The sequence below is a fragment of the Streptomyces sp. NPDC090045 genome, assembly GCF_044747975.1.
Lineage (GTDB): Bacteria > Actinomycetota > Actinomycetes > Streptomycetales > Streptomycetaceae > Streptomyces.
In genome coordinates this window covers 394,884-410,035 of record NZ_JBIVFA010000008.1, presented here as the reverse complement: position 1 = coordinate 410,035, position 15,152 = coordinate 394,884, and the positions used below count along the sequence as shown (strand labels likewise).

At 73.1% G+C, this 15,152-nt stretch carries 9 protein-coding genes; 2 read left to right on the top strand and 7 right to left on the bottom strand.

Going from position 1 to position 15,152, the window contains the following annotated elements; genetic code table 11:
* Positions 1-410 precede the first annotated feature (410 nt).
* Positions 411-2,660 carry an MMPL family transporter gene (locus ACIPYQ_RS23300; protein WP_361753840.1) on the top strand — a complete coding sequence of 750 codons (2,250 nt, stop codon included), beginning with the start codon at positions 411-413 and terminating at the stop codon, positions 2,658-2,660.
* Positions 2,661-2,743: 83 nt separating this feature from the next.
* Here the strand turns inward: ACIPYQ_RS23300 and ACIPYQ_RS23295 are convergent, their stop codons facing one another.
* The 4 genes from ACIPYQ_RS23295 to ACIPYQ_RS23280 all read right to left on the bottom strand — a co-directional run bounded on the left by ACIPYQ_RS23295 (position 2,744) and on the right by ACIPYQ_RS23280 (position 8,579).
* A complete protein-coding gene (locus tag ACIPYQ_RS23295) occupies positions 2,744-4,933 on the bottom strand; it encodes a protein kinase (protein WP_401254231.1) in 2,190 nt (729 codons plus the stop codon).
* Between the two features lie 5 nt (positions 4,934-4,938).
* On the bottom strand, positions 4,939-5,874 hold the full coding sequence (locus ACIPYQ_RS23290; RefSeq protein WP_401254228.1) for a serine/threonine protein kinase: 936 nt from the start codon (positions 5,872-5,874) through the stop codon (positions 4,939-4,941).
* A 108-nt stretch (positions 5,875-5,982) separates the two neighbouring features.
* Complete coding sequence (locus tag ACIPYQ_RS23285; protein WP_401254225.1) at positions 5,983-8,115, bottom strand: PQQ-binding-like beta-propeller repeat protein; 2,133 nt, start codon at positions 8,113-8,115, stop codon at positions 5,983-5,985.
* 5 nt (positions 8,116-8,120) lie between these two features.
* Positions 8,121-8,579 (bottom strand): Lrp/AsnC family transcriptional regulator, encoded by a 459-nt coding sequence (locus ACIPYQ_RS23280; RefSeq protein WP_319726384.1) that lies wholly within the window; start codon positions 8,577-8,579, stop codon positions 8,121-8,123.
* A 139-nt stretch (positions 8,580-8,718) separates the two neighbouring features.
* Here ACIPYQ_RS23280 and ACIPYQ_RS23275 point away from each other — a divergent pair, with 139 nt between their 5' ends.
* Positions 8,719-9,720 (top strand): asparaginase, encoded by a 1,002-nt coding sequence (locus tag ACIPYQ_RS23275; RefSeq protein ID WP_361753848.1) that lies wholly within the window; start codon positions 8,719-8,721, stop codon positions 9,718-9,720.
* A gap of 350 nt (positions 9,721-10,070) precedes the next feature.
* On the opposite strand, the gene meaB is transcribed toward ACIPYQ_RS23275, so the two are convergent.
* The 3 genes from meaB to ACIPYQ_RS23260 are packed head-to-tail and all read right to left on the bottom strand — an operon-like array spanning position 10,071 to position 15,110.
* Positions 10,071-11,054: a methylmalonyl Co-A mutase-associated GTPase MeaB gene (meaB, locus tag ACIPYQ_RS23270; RefSeq protein ID WP_401254220.1), complete on the bottom strand. Its 984-nt coding sequence runs from the start codon at positions 11,052-11,054 to the stop codon at positions 10,071-10,073.
* A gap of 10 nt (positions 11,055-11,064) precedes the next feature.
* On the bottom strand, positions 11,065-13,248 hold the full coding sequence (gene scpA / locus ACIPYQ_RS23265; RefSeq protein WP_361753852.1) for a methylmalonyl-CoA mutase: 2,184 nt from the start codon (positions 13,246-13,248) through the stop codon (positions 11,065-11,067).
* On the bottom strand, positions 13,245-15,110 hold the full coding sequence (locus ACIPYQ_RS23260) for a methylmalonyl-CoA mutase family protein (RefSeq protein WP_401254217.1): 1,866 nt from the start codon (positions 15,108-15,110) through the stop codon (positions 13,245-13,247). Before ACIPYQ_RS23260 ends, scpA begins: the two co-directional genes overlap by 4 nt.
* Positions 15,111-15,152 lie beyond the last annotated feature (42 nt).

Here is a 15,152-nt window from a genome sequence, read left to right as displayed (position 1 = left end):
GGCGGGAGGGTCCGATGGACACCGGCCGGAATGCGATGGCTCGCGCGGCTGTGTCCCCGCCCGGTTCCGGGGTCGTTCCGGGGCGTCGCGGCCCAGGTCGGCGCAGTGTTCCTGCTCGCGTCGGAAGACCCGTGGCCCGGCTGTACGGGCGACGTCTTTCGGCCAGACTGCCGCTCTGGCTCAGATGTGGCGCGACAGTGGCACCATATGTGTGCCATGCTGGCGTCATCGACCCGACGTCGTAGGAAGCGTGCCAGCGGCGCCTCCTTCGCCTCCTCTGCCTTTTCGCCTCGACCGGCCCGCAACGGGCCGGCCGGGCCTGCAGCCGGCCGTACTGACCGGCCGTCCGTCCCCACCGGAAACACCCGCCGCCGCTCGCGGTACCGATTCAAACAGGAGTTCTTTTCGCTATGGCCACCTTCCTTTACAAAGTGGGCCGATTCGCCTTCAGGCGACGAGGCCTGGTGACACTGCTGTGGCTCGCCGTCGTCGTCGGGGCCGGTTTCGCGGCCTCCGTCGCTCCGCCGCCGCCCACCGATACGTTCTCGATGCCGGGTACGGAGTCGCAGAAGGCCTTCGACCTGCTGAAGGAGAAGTTCCCGGCCATGAGCGTGGACGGTGCGACCGCCCGCGTGGTGGTCCGTGCCCCCGCCGGCGAGAAGCTCACCGATCCGGCCCAGAAGGCCAAGGTCGAGAGCCTGGTCGGCGCGCTCGCCAAGGCGCCGGACGTCGTCGCGGCCTCCGACCCCTTCAAGACCAACGCCGTCAGCCAGGACGGCACCACGGCCTACGCCGTGGCCACATACAAGGTCTCGGCCCTCAAGGTGACCGACGAGGCGCACGACGGCCTCGACAAGGCGCTCGAGGACTCCCGGGCCGCCGGCCTGACCGTCGAGGCGGGCGGCGACGCCGTGAAGGTGGACGGGGCTCCGGGCGGCGGTGCGGAAGGCATCGGCATCCTGGTCTCGGCCATCGTCCTGGTCCTCACCTTCGGCTCGATGATCGCAGCGGGCATGCCCCTGCTCACGGCCATCTTCGGCGTCGCCATCGGCGGCGCGGCCATCACCGCCCTGGGCACCACCTTCGGTCTCTCCAGCACCACCTCCACCCTGGCGCTGATGATCGGCCTCGCCGTCGGCATCGACTACGCCCTGTTCATCGTCTCCCGCTACCGCTCCGAGATGGCCGAGGGCCGTGAGCGCCAGGACGCCGCGGGACGGGCCGTCGGCACGGCCGGCTCGGCCGTCGTCTTCGCCGGTCTCACCGTCATCGTCGCCCTCGCCGGCCTCAGCGTGGTGAACATCCCGATGCTCACCAAGATGGGCCTCGCCGCCGCCGGCACGGTCGCCGTCGCCGTACTGATCGCGATCACCTTCGTCCCGGCGCTCCTCGGCTTCGCGCCGATCAAGGTCATGCCCCGCAAGGAGCGCAAGAAGTACTACGGCAAGCCGCTCACCGAGCGCCAGCAGCGCAAGGCCGACAAGCGGGCCGCCCGCACGAAGCCGAACCTGGGCACCCGCTGGGCGCGGTTCGTCGTACGCCGTCCCCTGGTCGTCCTCCTCTTCGGTGTCGTGGGCCTCGGTGCCATCGCGGTGCCCGCCGCCAGCCTGCAGCTCGGCCTGCCCGGCGAGGGCACCATGGCGCCGGACACCACCCAGCGCAAGGCGTACGACATGCTGTCCGAGTCCTTCGGGGCCGGCTTCAACGGGCCGCTGATGGTCACCGTCCAGGCCAAGGACGCGGCGACCGCCGCCGCCGGCGTGGGCAAGGAGCTCGGCAAGGTCGAGGGCGTCGCCACGGTGACCCCCGCGACACCCAACGACACGGGCGACACCGCGGTCCTCACCGTCATCCCGAAGACCGGTCCCACCGAGACGGAGACCGAGGACCTGGTCGGGCACATCCGGGGCATCGCCGGCACCCTCGGCGCGGCCAACGGAGGCGCCGAGATCCTGGTGACCGGTCAGACCGCCCTGTTCATCGACTTCTCCCAGACCCTCGACGACGCGATGCTGCCCTACCTGGGCCTGGTCGTCGGCCTCGCCTTCCTGCTCCTGGTGCTCGTCTTCCGGTCGCTGCTCGTCCCGCTCAAGGCGGCGCTCGGCTTCCTGCTCTCCGTGAGCGCGGCCCTCGGCGCGGTCGTGGCCGTCTTCCAGTGGGGCTGGCTGGGCGACTTCTTCGGAGTCGAGCAGCCCGGCCCGATCATGAGCACGCTGCCGATCTTCATGATCGGTGTGGTGTTCGGTCTCGCGATGGACTACGAGGTCTTCCTCGTGACCCGCATGCGGGAGGCCTACGTCCACGGGGCGCAGCCGTCCGAGGCCGTGGTCACCGGATTCCGCTACGGCGGACGGGTGGTCGGCGCCGCCGCGATCATCATGGTCAGCGTCTTCTCCGGCTTCATCATGGAGGACAACGTCTTCGTCAAGATGGTCGGCTTCAGCCTCGCCATCGCCGTCCTCTTCGACGCCTTCGTGGTCCGCATGGCGCTGGTGCCCGCCCTGTTCGCCCTGCTCGGCCGCTCGGCCTGGTGGCTGCCCCGCTGGCTCGACCGGCTGCTGCCGAACATGGACGTCGAGGGCGAGAAGCTGAACCACGTGCTCGGCGCCCCGATCCCGGCCCAGCAGCGCCGGGAGCAGGAGGTCCACATCTCCGGCTGATCCTCCGCTGAACACAACACCCGTACGCCGACGGCTCCCGGAGCCGTCGGCGTACGGGCGTTCGCGCTGCGGCGAGAGACGGACTAGGGGAGCGGGAGGGCGATCAGCTTCTTCGCCTCGCGGAGGTAGAGCCGCTTGCCGTCAGGATCCGGGGTCAGGATGGAGGCGCTCGTCTGGTAGTGCCAGACCGCGCTCTGCGTGCGGATGCGGACGGCTCGCAGGCCCGTGGCGTCCATGCTGTAGATGTGGCTCGGGGTGACCACGGGGGCGATGTCGCGATTCGGGTTCGTGCCCTGCGGCAGGACGTCCGTCCACTGCAGCGTGCCGAAGGCGGCGCTGATGGCGACGATGCCGCGCGTGCCCTGCACGGCGTAGACGATCCCGTCGCGGACGGCCGGCATGCCGTACCGGCGCTGGCCGATCACCTTGCCCACGTCGTGGCCCTCGCCGAAGGACCAGGCCTGCTGGCCGTCGGTGAGCCGCAGCGCCTGCAGGTTCTGCGCACCGACGTACACGTGCTGGTCGTCCGTGGCCGGCTGGTCCGGCGTGGCACCCGGCGCCTCCAGCGACACGGCCCAGCGCTCCGCGCCGCTCCCGGCGTCGTGCAGGGACACCCGCAGGGCGTCGCCGGTGTCGGCCCGCTGCCACAGCAGCACCCCGCCGCGTACGGCCTTGGCGCGGACGAGGGACGGGCGCCCCAACTCCACCTGGTTCGCGGTGGGGGCCGCCGTCGGCTGCCGCCACAGCTCCTTGCCGGTCTTCAGGCTCGCCGCCACCACGGACCACTGCCCGCTCCCGGCCGCCTTCGCGCAGAGGAACACGGTGTCGCCGTCCACGCCCAGGATCTGGTTGAGCACGTTCGTACCGTCGTACGCGGGCAGTTGGACGAGCGGCGCCTGCTCCTTGCCGTTCTCCAGGGACAGTGGAACCACCGCCAGGGCCTTGTCCGCGGCGTCCGGCTTCCGGATCCCGTACAGGACCTTGCCGTCGGTGGCGACGCGCCAGGCGTCCGAGAACCCCTGGAAGTCCCTCAGGTACTTGCCGTCCTGCGGGGAGAGCCCCACGGTCGTGATCCCGCGGGCCATGACGAGCATGCCGTTCACCGCCAACGGGGTGCCGCCCACCCGCGGAGGAGGCCCTTGGTCCTGCCACAGCGGGTCCGGCGGCGGCTGCAGGGCGGGCTGCCCGGCATCCTTCGCCGCGTCCCCGTCGCGGTTGCCGAGCCAGGCCCACAGCCCGCCTCCCGCCGCCAGCGCCACCCCGCCGGCCGCCGCGCCGGTGACCGCGAACAGCCTGCGCCGCGACATGCCGCCGTCCGCGCCGACCACGGTGTCCGGCTCCACGGCGGGCGCCGGCAGCCGGAGCGGCGGCTCCTGCCACACCACCGCACTGCGCCGGGCGATGTCCGCGAGCACCGGCTGCGGCAGCCCGTCCGCGAACGGGGCGCCGCCGGGAGCGAGCAGCCCGGCCAGCTCGGCCGTCGTGGGCCGCTGCGCCGGGTCCTTGGCCAGGCAGCGGGCGAGCAGCGGAGTCAGCGCCGCCGGTACGCCGCCCAGGTCGGGCTCCGCGTACCGCACCCGGTACAGCAGGTCCGCGGCCTGCCCGCCACCGAAGGGGCCGTGCCCGGACGCGGCGAAGACCAGTACGCCGGCCAGGGCGAACACATCGCCGGCCGGGGAGTGTTCGAGACCGCCGGCCTGCTCCGGCGACATGAAGGCCGGGGTGCCCGCCGCGGCCCCGGTGCGGGTGAGCCGTTCGTCGCCGAGGGCCCGCGCGATACCGAAGTCGATGACCTTGGGGCCGGCGGCCGTGACCATGATGTTGGAGGGCTTGAGGTCGCGGTGCACCACGTCGGAGCGGTGCAACTGCCCGAGCGCCAGGGCCAGGTCGGCGCCCAGCGAGCGGACGCACGCCTCGGGCAGCGGACCGGCGAGCCGGACCGCCTCGTCGAGCTGCGGCCCGATGACGTACTCGGTGGCCAGCCAGGGCGTGGCGGCCACAGCGTCGGAGCCGAAGACGCGGGCTCCGTACCGGTCGCCGATGACCCGGGCCGCGTCCGCCTCCAGCCGGAACCGGGTACGGAAGGTGGTGTCGGCGGCGATCCGGGTGTGCACGGTCTTGAGCGCGACCGTCCGCCCGCCCGCCGAACGGGCCAGATAGACCGTGCCCATGCCGCCGCTGCCGAGCCGGGCGAGCAGCCGGAAGTCACCGAGGGCCTGGGGGTCGTCGTGGGTGAGGGGAGCGAGCGGTGCGCGCGGCGGCGAGACGGACATCAGGGTCAGTGCACCTTCTGGGGCGAGGCGAACGGCTGGTGCGGGGCGGGGAGTTCCGCAGCGAGCACCGCGGCGGACTGGGCGGCGAGCGCGGCGACCACCCGGCCCGGCAGCGGCACGGCCGCGTGGTCGAGGACGGTTCCGGCCCGCGGGTACGCCTCCCCGCCCGGGCCCCGGCCCGCCGCCGGGGACACGAGCTCGCGCAGCACCTCCCCCGCGGACTGCGGCCGCGCCGCCGGGTCGGACGACAGACAGGACCCGACCAGCCCGCGCAGGCCCGGCGGCAGTTCGCCCTGCTCGGGCACGGTGTGCCCGGTGGAGGCGTACGCCAGTACGGCGCCGAGCGCGAAGACGTCCCCGAGCGGCCCGGGCCGGCCGCCCGACGCCTGCTCCACGGCCAGGCACCCGGGATCGAGCCCGGGCAGCCCCGACCGCCGCACTCCGTCGGGAGCCGCGGCCCGCACCGCGCCGACGCAGGTCAGCAGCGGCCCGCCCGGGGTGACCAGCACCGCGGCCGGCGACAGGCCCGCGTACGTCACCCCCCGGGCGTGTACGGCGGCCAGCCCCTCCGCGAGCGCGGCTCCGAGCCGGCGGACGGTGTCCTCGGGCAGCGGGCCGCCGTACGCGGCGAGCACGGCCGGCAGCGGCAGCGCTGGCGTGTACGGGGCGGCGTACCAGGGGAACCCCGCCGTGCCGCCCATCTCCGCGATGCCGAGGAATCGGGGCACGGACAGCCGCCGGGCGCCCTCCGCCTCGATCGCCCACCGGGACGGATCGGCGCCGATCCGGGGCACGCAGACGAGAACGGTGCGCTGCCCGTCGGCGGTGCGCCCGAGGTAGCGGCGTTCGGGAACGGTGCGTTCGGCGGACTCGGCGTCGAACCGGGCCAGGATCACGTACGGCCCGACGTGCGACGGGTCGTCGTGACGAAGGCGTTCCATGTGCGCTCTCCCGGGTCGGTTGATCGGCCCCGAGCCTAAGCGGTGCCCGCCGCGGCGGCCGAACCGGGCGGGAGCCGCTTGGGTGCGGGGACGGGCCGGGGGCGTGCCTCAGCCGATGGTGGGCATGGCCGTGAGCTTTCCGTCGTTGACGAGGAAGACGCGGTAGCCGGCGCTGGACAGGCCCCAGGGCCCGCGTGATTCGGGGGACCAGGTCCAGAAGCGGCCGCGGTCGATGGTCGAGTGGGCCGAGACGCCCCGTCCGTCCGCCTCGACGAACCAGACCGTACGGCCCTCCACGACCGGGGGCGTGTGCGGCATCGGCCCCGGCACGCTCCGGCGTACCGGAAACGCCAAGCCGCTGTCCCTGGGCACCTGGGACAGCGACGTCCCGTCCAGGGCGAGCACGTATCGGTCCTGGAGCGCCGCCGGACCCCAGCCCCCGGCCCCCTGCTGCGGTTCCTCGGAGCTCGTGTTCTTGTTCCACTTGTTGTCCCACACCTCGACGCCCGTGCCGACTTTCAGGGCCTGGAGGGAACGCCCGCCGAGGAAGACGACGTCGTCCACGACGAGCGGCTGCACGGCGGACTTCGCCTGCCCGGAGAGCCGCCAGACCGTGCGACCCGAAGCCGTGTCGAACGCGAGGACGTCACCGTCGGCACCGAAGAACACCAGCATGCCCTTGCCGGTCGCGGCCCGCGGCCCGGGAGCCCGTACGGCGGTCTCCGCCAGCGGCACGGTCCAGCGGACCTTGCGGCCGGCCGTGTCCACGGCGCGCAACTTCCCGCCGCGCGTCACCAGATACACCGCCGACTCGTCCGCGGCCAGGATGCGGCCGGTGTCGGCGCCCTCCACCGACCACACCTGCCGGCTCGTGGAGCCCTCGAAGCAGCGCAGCTCCCCGTCGTCGCCCGCGGTCACGAACAGGTGCCCGGGCACAGCGACCAGCCCGGCGGAGGGCCGGACCCCGGGCAGCCGCCACTTCTCCTTGCCGTCGGTCGTCAGCCGCGCCGCCAGGCCGCCGCCCTTCGCCGCGAAGACGACGACGTCGAGCACGGGCAGCGGGGTGGTGACCACCCCGTCCACCGCCTGAGCCGCCACGGGCAGCGGACCCCACAGCTCGCGCGGAGCCGTCCCGTGGTCCCCGTAGAGCAGGGACAGCGCCTCCGCGTAGCTCTCCTGCCCGGCCGGCGGTATCACCCGCGGCTCCTCGCGCAGCAGCCACCAGGCACCCGCGGCTCCGCCCGAGGCGGCCAGTACGCCCCCGGCCACCAGCCCGGTGCGCAGCAGCTTTCTGCGCGAGGGCCCGGTCCCGGTATCGCGTGCGATGACGGTGGCCTGCCGGTCGGCCTCGGAGCCCCGGCGCTCGATGTCCTCGGCCAGGGCTCCGGTGCGCCAGATCCGGTCCGCTCCCGGCGGCGGGGCGAAGGCGCCCGCGATCTGGTCGGGGGTCGGGCGGTGCGCGGGGTCCTTGGCGAGGCAGGGCGAGATCAGTACGCGCAAGTCCTGCGGCACCGCGTCGAGTTCGGGCTCCCCGTGCACCACCTCGTACTGCACGGCGGCCACGTGCGTACCGTCGTAGGCCCGCCGCCCGGTGGCCGCGTACGCCAGCACCGTGCCCAGCGAGAAGACGTCGGCGGCCGGTCCGACGCGCTGACCGAGGACCTGCTCCGGAGCGCCGTACCCGGGGGTGACCGGCACCTGGCCGGTGGTGGTGAGCGTCAGACCGTGTTCGGGGCGCGCGATGCCGAAGTCGATGACGCGCGGCCCCTCGGAGGTGAGCACGATGTTCGCCGGCTTCAGGTCGCGGTGCACCAGCCCGGCCGCGTGGATGTCCCGCAGGGTCGTGGCGAGCGAGGCGGCGAGGGCGCGGACGCCGTCCGGGCCGAAGGGCCCGTACTGGCGGACGGCGTCGTCGAGGGTGGGCCCGGACAGGAACTCGGTGGCGATCCAGGGCCGGTTGCCGGTGTCCTCGGTCCGCGCGTCCAGGACCCGGGCGACGCCGCCGCTGGTGACCGCCCGGGCGGTGTGGGCCTCGCGCAGGAACCGCTGGGCGAGGTGCGGGTCGTGCGCGAGCTCCGGCAGCAGCACTTTGACGGCCGCGGTCCGGCCGCTGTCGTCCCGGCCGAAGTACACCTTGCCCATGCCGCCCTCGCCGAGGACGCCGAGGACGCGGTACGGGCCGAGCCGGATGGGGTCACCGGCGCCGAGGGGTTTCATGACGTGCTGCTTTCTGTCGTTCACGGGTGTCAGCGGAAGTCGACGGGCAGGCCGGTCGGTTCCTTGATGCGCTTCATGATGATCTGCGAGTTGACCTCGGTGATGCCGGAGAGGGCCGTCAGCTTCTCGATCCACAGGCGCTCGTACGCGCGCAGGTCCGCGACGGCGATCCGCAGCAGGCAGCCGGGGCTGCCGAAGAGACGGTAGGCCTCGATGACGTCGGGGATGTCCTGGAGGGCCGCCTCGAAGGCCTCGACGGCCTCGCGGTCGCGGCGCACCTCGATCGAGACGAGCACCTCGAAACCGCGGCCGACCGCCTCGGGGGAGATCACGGCGCGGTAGCCCTGGATCACCCCGTCCTGTTCCAGCTGGCGCACCCGGCGCATGCACGGGGAGGGGGTCAGCCCCACGCGCTGGGCGAGCTCCTGGTTGCTGAGGCGCCCGTCCGCCTGGAGCTCGCGCAAGATATCCCTGTCAATGGCATCCATGGCGCAATTATCGCCCGCGCTGTGTAACAGACCGGGTGGAAGACGCAATCACATTGCGCGTAGATCGCTCTATCATTGCTGCTTTGAGCACATGTGTGCGAGTGACCATGAGCGAGTACGAGAAGGGCGGCCACGGCCAATGGGACGGATCGTCGTCATCAGCACCGGCGGAACGATAGCCAGCCGCTGGCAGGGCTCCGGCTTCGCCGCGGACGCCGACGGGAGCGAGGTCATCGCGACCGCGCCGCTGCCCGAGGGCGTCACGGTCGAGGTGGTGGACCTGTTCAGCGTGAACAGCCCCCGGCTGACCACCGCCCACCAGCTCACCCTGCTGCGCACCGTGCACGAGGTGCTCGCCGACCCCGGCGTCGACGGCATCGTCGTCACCCACGGCACCGACACCCTGGAGGAGTCGGCGTTCCTCGTCGACCTCCACCACCACGACCCGCGCTCCGTCGTGTTCACCGGTTCGCAGCGGCCCATGGGCACCGCCGACGGGGACGGACCGGGCAACCTCTACGACGCACTGCTCACCGCCGCCAACACCCGCGGGCTGGGCGTGCTGATCGCCTTCGCCGGGCGGGTGCACGCCGCGCGCGGCACCGTGAAGACGCAGGCCGTGGAACTGGACGCGTTCGCGGACCCCTCCAAGGAACTGCTCGGGAAGATTGGCTTCGGCAAGGTCACCATCCTGCGCACGCCGCAGCGCCCGGCGCCGCTCCCGCTGCCCGCGATGCCGGAACTCCCGCCGCGCGTGGACGTGGTGGTGCACCACGCCGACGGCGACCCGCTCCTGCTGAACGCCGCCGTCGAGGCGGGCGCGCGCGGCATCGTCCTCGTCGGCACCGGCGCGGGCAACGCCACGCCGGAGATCGTGGACGCGGTCAAGGTCGCCGTCGGGCGGGGCGTGCTGGTCGCGCTGAGCACGCGGGTCATGGCCGGGCCGGTCACCGAGATCTACACGCACGGCGGCGCGGTGGACCTGGTCGCGGCCGGCGCCGTCCCGACGGGCACCCTGCGCGCGGGCCAGGCCCGCATCGCGGTCCTCTCGGCCCTCCTCGCCACCGAGAACCCGGTGGAACAGTCCCGCATCCTCCGCCTCACCCTGAACGCCACCAGCCCCATCCTGGCCGAGGTCTAACCCCCGCCTGCCCGTTGCCGCCTGCCCGTCCCCGCATGCGCGGCGCCGCTGCCGGGGGCCAGCCCCCAGACCCCCGCGCCTCAAACGCCGGCGAGGCTGAAAGACCGGGGCTCCGCCCCGCGCCCCGCTCCTCAAACGCCGGAGGGGCTGGATTTGCCCGGCGGCAACCTGCAAGTGCCGGAGGGCTGGATTGCGCGGAGCGCAATTTCAGCCCTCCGGCGTTTGAGGAGCGGGTCCGGGCGGAGCCCGGCGGGGTCTGGGGCGGAGCCCCGGTCTTTCCAGCCTCGCCGGCGTTTGAGGCGCGGGGGCTCGGGGGCAGGGCCCCCGCAACGGCGCCGCACGTACACGGGTCAGGCCCGGCCGAACGCCGCCAGGATCTGGTCCGCCGCAGACGTGGCCGTGACCGTGCCCGCCCGGACCGAGGCTTCGAGGCTCGAGGAGAGCTCCCGCACCGAGGGATCCGCCCGCAACCGTTCCAGCAGTGCCTCGCGGACCATCGACCACGTCCACTCCACCTGCTGCGCCGCCCGCTTCGCCGCCAGCCGGCCCCCCGCGTCCAGCAGGGTCCGGTGCTGTTCGAGGCGGTTCCACACCTCGTCCAGCCCGGCCGACTCCCGCGCACTGCACGTCAGGACCGGCGGCGTCCAGGCCGCGTCCACGGGGTGCATCAGCCGCAGCGCGCCCGACAGTTCCCGCGCCGCCGCCTTCGCGTCGCGCTCGTGCGGGCCGTCCGCCTTGTTCACGGCCAGGACGTCGGCCAGTTCCAGGACGCCCTTCTTGATGCCCTGCAACTGGTCGCCCGTGCGGGCCAGGGACAGCAGGAGGAAGGAGTCGACCATGCCCGCGACCGTCGTCTCCGACTGGCCCACGCCGACCGTCTCGACGAGGACCACGTCGTAGCCCGCCGCCTCCATCACGATCATCGACTCGCGGGTGGCCTTGGCGACGCCGCCCAGCGTGCCCGCCGACGGGGACGGCCGCACGAACGCCGCCGGGTCCACCGACAGCCGCTCCATCCGGGTCTTGTCACCCAGGATGGAGCCGCCCGTGCGTGTGGACGAGGGGTCCACCGCGAGGACCGCGACCCGGTGGCCCAGACCCGTCAGCATGGTGCCGAACGCGTCGATGAAGGTGGACTTGCCCACCCCCGGGACACCGCTGATGCCGATCCGGCGGGCCCGGCCCGCGTGCGGCAGCAGCTCCGTCAACAGCCCCTGCGCCAGCACCCGGTGGGCGGGCAGGGTGGACTCGACGAGGGTGATCGCACGCGCGATGAACGCGCGCTTCCCGTCGAGCACCCCCTTCGCGTAGGCCTCGATGTCGATCTTCGGCACCGGCGCCCGCCTACAGCTCGTGGCCCAGGTCCGCGGCCAGCCGCGACACCAGGTCGTGGGCCGCGTCCGGGATCACCGTGCCCGGCGGGAACACCGCCGTCGCACCCATCTCCAGCAGCGTCGGGACATCGGCCGGCGGGATCACCCCACCCACGACGATCATGATGTCCTCGCGGCCCTCCTCCGCCAGCTGCTCGCGCAGCGCCGGTACGAGGGTCAGGTGGCCGGCCGCCAGCGACGAGACGCCCACCACGTGGACGTCCGCCTCGACGGCCTGGCGGGCCACCTCCGCCGGGGTCTGGAACAGCGGGCCGACGTCCACGTCGAAGCCCAGGTCGGCGAAGGCGGACGCGATCACCTTCTGGCCGCGGTCGTGCCCGTCCTGGCCCATCTTGCAGACCAGGATGCGCGGACGGCGGCCCTCCGCCTCCTCGAACCGGTCGATGAGCGCACGGGTGCGCTCCAGGGACGGGGACTCGCCTGCCTCGGTGCGGTACACACCCGAGATCGTACGGATCTGGCTCGCGTGCCGCCCGTACACCTTCTCCAGTGCGTCCGAGATCTCACCGACGGTGGCCTTGGCGCGCGCCGCGTCCACCGCGAGGGCCAGCAGGTTGCCGTCCCCGCGCTCGGCGGCGTTCGTCAGCGCCCGCAGGGTGTCCTGCGTGACCGCCTCGTCGCGCTCCTCGCGCAGCCGGCGCAGCTTGGCGATCTGCTGGGAGCGCACCGAGGAGTTGTCGACCTTGAGGACGTCGATCGCCTCGTCGTTCTCCACGCGGTACTTGTTGACGCCGATCACCGGCTGCCGCCCGGAGTCGATGCGCGCCTGCGTGCGCGCCGCGGCCTCCTCCACGCGCAGCTTCGGGATGCCCGCGTCGATGGCCTGCGCCATGCCGCCGGCCGCCTCGACCTCCTCGATGTGCTGCCAGGCCCGCCGGGCCAGGTCGTACGTCAGCTTCTCGACGTACGCGCTGCCGCCCCACGGGTCGATCGACCGGCAGGTCCCCGACTCCTGCTGCAGCAGCAGCTGGGTGTTGCGGGCGATGCGCGCCGAGAAGTCCGTCGGCAGCGCGAGCGCCTCGTCGAGGGCGTTGGTGTGCAGCGACTGGGTGTGGCCCTGGGTCGCCGCCATCGCCTCGATGCACGTGCGCGTCACGTTGTTGAAGACGTCCTGCGCGGTCAGCGACCAGCCCGAGGTCTGCGAATGCGTGCGCAGCGACAGCGACTTGGCGTTTTTCGGGTCGAACTGCTTGACCAGGCGCGCCCACAGCAGGCGGGCCGCGCGCAGCTTCGCGACCTCCATGAAGAAGTTCATGCCGATCGCCCAGAAGAACGACAGGCGCGGCGCGAACGCGTCCACGTCCAGCCCGACCGCCTGACCCGCCCGCAGGTACTCCACGCCGTCGGCGAGGGTGTACGCCAGCTCCAGGTCGGCCGTGGCCCCGGCCTCCTGGATGTGGTAGCCGGAGATGGAGATCGAGTTGTACCGCGGCATCTTCTGCGAGGTGAAGGAGAAGATGTCGGAGATGATCCGCATCGAGGGCTTGGGCGGGTAGATGTAGGTGTTGCGGACCATGAACTCCTTGAGGATGTCGTTCTGGATGGTCCCGGCCAGCTTGTCGGGGGAGACGCCCTGTTCCTCCGCCGCCACGATGTAGAGCGCGAGGACCGGCAGCACCGCGCCGTTCATCGTCATCGACACCGACATCTTGTCCAGCGGGATCCCGTCGAACAGCTGCCGCATGTCGTAGATCGAGTCGATCGCCACGCCCGCCATGCCGACGTCGCCCGTCACGCGCGGGTGGTCGCTGTCGTAGCCGCGGTGCGTCGGCAGGTCGAAGGCGACCGACAGGCCCTTCTGACCGGACGCCAGATTGCGTCGGTAGAAGGCGTTCGACTCCTCGGCCGTGGAGAAGCCGGCGTACTGCCGGATCGTCCAGGGCTGGTTCACGTACATCGTCGGGTACGGGCCGCGCAGGTACGGGGCCACGCCCGGGTACGTCTGCAGGAAGTCCAGGCCCTCCAGGTCCCGCCCGGTGTACAGCGGCTTGACCCCGATGCCCTCGGGGGTCTCCCACAGCAGGTCGGCGGCCGCGGTGCCGGTGGACTCCTTCACCGAGGCGCGCCACTGCTCCTCGGAGACCCCGGCGGCGGAGGAGCCGAGCGCCAGCTCGGAGAAATCGGGGATGCTCAAGACGGCACTCCCATCCGGTCGAGAACGGAGGACAGCACGGCGACGGCGTCACAGCCGGCGAAGACGTACTCGTCCACGGAAGCCTCTGCGGTGCCCGGCCGGCCGGCGAGGAAGACGGTCGTGGCGCCCGCCGCGCGCAGCGCCCCGGACACCGCCGCGGCCTGCTCCTCGTACAGCGCGTCGCTGGAGCAGAGCACGGCCATGCCGTCCGCGCCGCTCGCGGCGTAGGCCTCGGCGGCCGTCGCCGGGTCCACGGACACGGGGTCGTGGACGGGTTCGATGCCGCCCGCCTGGAACAGGTTCGAGGCGAAGGTGGCCCGCGCGGTGTGCGCGGCCGCCGGGCCCAGTGCGGCGAGGAAGATCCTCGGCCGGGCCCCGGTCGCCGCCAGGTGCGCGTCGCTGCGGGCGCGCAGGGCCTCGTACGCCTCGTCGCGCCGGACGCGGGGCAGTCCGCCGGTGGGTCCGGCGGGCGCGGGCTCGCGTACGACCGGCTTCTCCGAGAGCAGCGGGAACTCGCTGACCCCGGTGATCGGTTCGCGGCGCTTGGCCAGCTTCTTCGAGCGCGCGGCCCAGGTGGCGGCGAGCCGCTCGGCGACCAGCCCGGAGCGCAGGGCGGCGGCCTGGCCGCCGGCCTTCTCCACGGTCCGGAAGAAATCCCAGGCCGCGTGCGCGAGTTCGTCGGTGAGCCGCTCCACGTAGTACGAGCCGCCGGCCGGGTCGATCACCCGGGCCAGGTGCGACTCCTCCAGGAGGATGGTGGAGGTGTTGCGGGCGATCCGGCGCGCGAAGGCGTCCGGCAGGCCCAGCTCGTGGTCGAAGGGGAGCACGGTGACCGAGTCCGCGCCGCCCACGCCCGCGGCCATGCAGGCCACGGTGGTGCGAAGCATGTTCACCCAGGGGTCGCGGCGGGTCATCATCACCGGCGAGGTCACCGCGTGCTGCAGCTGGGCACCCGCCTCCGGGGCCCCCGAGGCCTCGGCGATACGGGACCACAGCCGGCGCGCGGCGCGCAGCTTGGCGATGGTGAGGAACTGGTCCGCGGTGGCGGCGTAGCGGAACTCCAGCTGGCCGAGGGCCGCTTCGGTGCTCAGCCCGGCCTCGGTGAGGATGCGCAGGTAGGCGACACCGGTGGCCAGGGACAGGCCCAGCTCCTCGGCGGCGCTGCCGCCGGCCTCGTGGTAGGGCAGGGCGTCCACGGTCAGGGCGCGCACCCCGGGCCAGCCGGCGGCGGCCTCCCGGGCCAGCTCCACGGCGGCGGCCGGGTCCAGCGCCTCGCCGGTCCGGGCCTCGTGGCCCAGCGGGTCGGCGCCCAGCGAGGCCCGGGCGGCCTCGGGGGCCACCGCGCTCTCGGTGAACAGGCGCAGCAACTCGCGTGCGGCTTCGGCGTATTGGGCTCCCGCGTCCAGGGAGACCGGGGCGAGGTCCAGGTAGACCCCCTCCAGCGCCCGCGCGAGGCCGTCGACCGGGAGGCCGGCGCGGCCCACGGTGAACCAGAGGGAGGTGACCCCGTTCTCCAGATCGGCGAGGGCCGCCTCGTTCACGCGCACCGGATCGGTGCCGGCGAGGCGCTGGCGCACGTCCCAGCCGTTCGCGGTGGTGCCCTCGGGCCTGCCTCCGCGTACGAAGGGGGCGAAGCCGGGGAGACCGGTGTCGGGAGCCGCCCCGTCGGGCGGCGCGGTGTACAGCGGGCGGGTGGTGAGCCCGTCCTCGAGTGGGGTGGACAACGCGTCTTCTGCGGCCTCGCCGGAGGCTTCCTTGCCCGACTTGCGCAGTACGCCTTCTACAAGGCGCTGCCACTGCTCATGCGTCGCGTCAGGGAACTCGGCGGCCAGGGAGAGCCCGTCGTCAGGCAGGACCGTCATGGCTCGAATGCTAGGGGCGGGCGCTAAAGGCGCACCATACCG

Excerpts from the sequence above, each read along its gene's own strand:
- ACIPYQ_RS23300 (WP_361753840.1), top strand. The coding sequence starts at position 411 with ATGGCCACCTTCCTTTACAAAGTGGGCCGATTCGCCTTCAGGCGACGA.
- ACIPYQ_RS23295 (WP_401254231.1), bottom strand. The coding sequence starts at position 4,933 with ATGTCCGTCTCGCCGCCGCGCGCACCGCTCGCTCCCCTCACCCACGAC.
- ACIPYQ_RS23290 (WP_401254228.1), bottom strand. The coding sequence starts at position 5,874 with ATGGAACGCCTTCGTCACGACGACCCGTCGCACGTCGGGCCGTACGTG.
- ACIPYQ_RS23260 (WP_401254217.1), bottom strand. The coding sequence starts at position 15,110 with ATGACGGTCCTGCCTGACGACGGGCTCTCCCTGGCCGCCGAGTTCCCT.
- ACIPYQ_RS23275 (WP_361753848.1), top strand. The coding sequence starts at position 8,719 with ATGGGACGGATCGTCGTCATCAGCACCGGCGGAACGATAGCCAGCCGC.
- ACIPYQ_RS23280 (WP_319726384.1), bottom strand. The coding sequence starts at position 8,579 with ATGGATGCCATTGACAGGGATATCTTGCGCGAGCTCCAGGCGGACGGG.